General features: G+C 63.0%; 5 protein-coding genes. 1 reads left to right on the top strand and 4 read right to left on the bottom strand.

All coding sequences use genetic code 11. The features are described from left to right. From EN750_RS22495 to EN750_RS22510, 4 genes are all read right to left on the bottom strand, one after another. On the bottom strand, nucleotides 1-192 hold a 192-nt coding region (locus EN750_RS22495), incomplete at its 3' end, for a membrane dipeptidase (RefSeq protein ID WP_189526385.1). A 144-nt stretch (nucleotides 193-336) separates the two neighbouring features. Then, nucleotides 337-636 carry a GNAT family N-acetyltransferase gene (locus EN750_RS22500; RefSeq protein WP_127397679.1) on the bottom strand — a complete coding sequence of 100 codons (300 nt, stop codon included), beginning with the start codon at nucleotides 634-636 and terminating at the stop codon, nucleotides 337-339. A 2-nt stretch (nucleotides 637-638) separates the two neighbouring features. After that, a complete protein-coding gene (locus EN750_RS22505; protein ID WP_127330369.1) occupies nucleotides 639-1259 on the bottom strand; it encodes an alpha/beta hydrolase in 621 nt (206 codons plus the stop codon). Between the two features lie 4 nt (nucleotides 1260-1263). Further along, nucleotides 1264-2196: a VOC family protein gene (locus EN750_RS22510; protein ID WP_127397680.1), complete on the bottom strand. Its 933-nt coding sequence runs from the start codon at nucleotides 2194-2196 to the stop codon at nucleotides 1264-1266. Nucleotides 2197-2422: 226 nt separating this feature from the next. On the opposite strand from EN750_RS22510, the gene EN750_RS22515 reads away from it, so the two are divergent. Further along, on the top strand, nucleotides 2423-3926 hold a 1504-nt coding region (locus EN750_RS22515; RefSeq protein ID WP_127397681.1), incomplete at its 3' end, for an alkaline phosphatase family protein.

The raw sequence follows: 3926 nt of genomic DNA on the forward strand, positions 1-3926 counted from the left end.
CTCGACAGGCGGCGGAAAGATGGCGAACATGCCGCCGGCGAAGCCGCCGGCTTTGGCACGCGGCAGGTCGATATGGCCGCCCGATTTCCCCTCTATGAACAGCTTTTCGACATCCGTGTCTTTCGACTGGTAGAGTCTGAGCAACGTATCGTTGTGGCCGTCGAAGACGGGAACGAGATCGGTTTCGGTCATAGGGGGATCATTCGGTTCGTTTGTCGGCAAGGGGCTGAGATATATCATATCGACTTAGGCAGGATGCGCTACCCGCACAAATGCCAAAGTCATCCCCGTGGGGATCGCAGCCGCTTTCCGCACCGTTTCCAAGCGACGAAACCCCTATTGCTTCAGCACGTCGGCCCATTCCAGATGGCGGCGAAACTGGGCGTTGGCGAACGGGCAGAGCGGGATGATCTTCTTACCCGCCGCACGCGCATCCTCGACGGCGCGGGTGACGAGGCGAAGCCCGGCACCCTGGCCGCGAAAGACGTCCGGCACCTCGGTGTGGTCGATGATGATCTGGTGCTCACCGATCTTGGTGAAGGTCATCTCGGCCTCGGCGCCATCGGGTCCACGCAGGACATAGCGGCCCTTGGAACCGCGATCCTCAAGTTCGATCTCAGGCAGTTGGTCAGGCATCGCTATGCTCCTTGGGCAGCATCGGCAAAGAACCGCCGTGCCGCCTCGATCTCGTTTGGCCGCACCTCGTGCCCGCCATCGTGCCATTCCACTGTGACATCGGCGCCGTCGGCACGCAAATATGCCTCGAGCCGCGTGGTCAGGTTCGGCGGGCAGATCGGGTCGCGCTTGCCGGCGGTCATCAGAATATGGCGGCCGGCGAGACTGCCCTTCACCTGCGGCTCGAACGGGATCAGCGGATGCATCAACACCGACGCGCCGAACAGCGCTGGAACCGCGAACACCACCGAGGCCAGGACATTCGCGCCGTTGGAATAGCCGAGACCCAGCACGGCCGATGGCTTCGCTGCTTCGACATGGGCTTTGACGAAGCCCGCCATCCTGATCGTCGCCCGTGCCAGATCCTCCATGTCGTAGACGCCCTCGCCGGTGCGGCGAAAGAAGCGCGCGGCACCTTGTTCGGACACATCGCCGCGCGGCGAGATGATGGTTGCCTGGGGCGCGAGATCGCGCCCCAGCGACAGAAGCTGGTTCTCATCGCCTCCAGTGCCATGGAAGACGAACAGCAGCGGACCGCCCGGCGAACCGGGCAGCAGCTTGTGGATGTAAGCGTCCTTGCTCATGACCTCAGCCTTCCAGTCTCTGCAGATGCTGTTCCAGATACGGCCGCAGGTGCTGGTGCTGCGACGGCAGCTTCAGCGCCTCGCCCAGATGAGCGGTATCCTCGTCGCGATCGAAACCCGGCTCGTTGGTGGCGACTTCGAACAGCACGCCACCCGGTGTGCGGAAATAGATCGCCCAGAAGTAGTCGCGATCGATTACTGGCGTCACCCCATAGCCGGTGTCCATCAACGCCTTGCGCACCTCAAGCTGCCTGGCGCGGTTCTCGACCGCGAAGGCGACGTGATGGACAGAGCCGGCGCCGAGATCGGCGAAGGCCGTGCTCGGCAGCGATTCGATGTCGATGACATCGGCGCCATTGCCGTTCTTCACCGCCAGCCGCTTGAGATTGCCGGACTTGTCGACTTCCTCATAGCCCATGAACTTCAGCAACTCCTCAGTGGCGCCGCCATCCTTCAGCCTGAGCGATACCGAATGGAAACCGCGGATCGCCTGGTCGACCGGAACACCGCCTTTCGCCCAGGGCGCTCTGCCGTCACCCTTGCCCTCGACCAGCGCGAAGCCGTCACCATCCGGTCCGGCAAAAGCCAGGCGCTTCTCGCCGAAGGTCTCTTCGCGCGAGAGGCCAGTGACGCCCTCATCGGCAAAACGGCTTTCCCAATAGCCAAGCGTGCCTTCCGGCACCGAGTAGACGGTGGTTCCGACTTCCCCGACCCCATGCCGGCCCTTGCCTATATCGGGGAAAGGGAAATAGGTCATCACCGAACCCGGCGTGCCGGTCTCGTCACCGTAATAGAGGTGGTAGACGTCGGGCGCGTCGAAATTGACGGTCTTCTTGACCCGGCGCTGGCCGAGTTTCCTGGTGAAGAATTCGTTGTTCTGGCGGGCATCCCTGGCCATCGACGTGACGTGATGCAGGCCCTTGATCTGGTCGAGCATTGTCTTGCTCCTTCCTTGGTGCATGTGCGGCCCTCGCCGCTGTCCACGCCAATATGAGGACCAGAGCAGTTTAGGCAAAGGCGGCAAACACAGAATGGACCGTGTCGTAAAAGTGAACGATGGAACAAGGTTCGTTCACCAATTGGCCCGCAGAGTCGGGCTTGCGCCGTGGCCGGAATTCGGTTCCATGAAAGGCGTTCGACATCCCGCGACAAAGGTATTGTGAGTGACTGGAAAAGCCAGGCGGCCCAACATTCTCCTGATCACATGCGATCAGTGGCGTGGCGATTGTCTGTCCGCAGCCGGCCATCCGGTCGTGCAGACGCCGAATGCCGACGCTTTGGCCGCGGAGGGTGTGCTGTTCAAGCGGCACTATGGCGGCGCGGCGCCCTGTTCGCCCGCTCGCGCCTGCCTCTACACCGGCCTCTACCAGATGAACAACCGCGTCTGCCGCAACGGCACGCCGCTCGACGCTCGCCACGGCAACATCGCGCTCTCGGCTCGCGCCCTGGGCTATGATCCGACGCTGTTCGGCTACACCGACGTCTCGCTCGATCCGCGCCTGCTGGCGCCGGGCGATCCGCGGCTGCAAAGCTATGAAGGCGTGCTGCCGGGCTTTACGGTGCGCCAGTTGCTGCCCGAGCACCAGAAGCAATGGCTATCCTGGCTGGAACTGCAAGGTGTCGACGCCAGCGCCGGGTCCCCCGACATCCACCGTCCGCTGGCCGACGGCGTGGCCGGGACCATCAGCAACGCGCCGCCCGTCTACTCCGGGCAACAAACGCCGGCGGCTTTCCTGACCGGCGAATTCACGCGTTGGCTTGGCGAACAGGAGGACGCCACGCCGTGGTTCGCGCATCTTTCCTTCATCAGCCCGCACCCGCCTTTCATTGTGCCGGAGCCCTACAACACGATGTACGATCCGGCTGACGGCCCGGCCTTCCGGCGCGCGGCAAGCTGGCACGAAGAGGCGGAAAACCATCCCTATCTTGCCTATGATCTCGGCCGGCAGAAACAGATAAAATTCCGCCCGGACGCCAGAGGCAAGGTGCACGACTGGAGCGAAGACGATTTTCGCCGCATCCGCGCGATCTATTACGGCATGATTTCCGAGGTCGATGCGCAACTCGGCCGCGTCTGGAAAGGGGTTAAGGCCGCAGGCGCGTGGGACGACACCATCATCGTTCTGACCTCGGACCATGCCGAGATGATGGGCGACCATTTCATGCTGGGCAAGGGCGGCTATTTCGACGGCAGCTACCACATTCCGCTGATCATTCGCGATCCGCGCCAAGGCAAGGCGACCGGCGGCAGTGTCGACAGCTTCACCGAAGCGGTCGACATTTTGCCGACGTTTCTCGACCTGGTCGGCGAAGAGCCCGCGCCGCATCTCGACGGCGCCTCGCTGAAGCCGTTCCTGGGCGGAGAAACCCCTGCGGCCTGGCGCGATGCCGCGCATTGGGAGTTTGACTTCCGCTCGATTGCCGCGGGCGAGGCCGAAAGCCATTTCGGCATCGCCGCACGCCAATGCAACCTCGCCGTTATCCGCACGGAACATTTCAAATATGTGCATTTCGGCGGCAATCTGCCGCCGCTGCTCTTTGATCTGGAAAACGATCCGGGCGAGCTGGACAATCTCGCGGCCGACCCCGGCCATCTCACCGTGCGCCTGGAATTCGCCGAACGGCTGCTCGCCTGGCGGGCCGAACATCTCGATCAGTCGTTGGCAC

This window comes from Mesorhizobium sp. M7A.F.Ca.ET.027.03.2.1, assembly GCF_003999175.1.
GTDB lineage: Bacteria > Pseudomonadota > Alphaproteobacteria > Rhizobiales > Rhizobiaceae > Mesorhizobium.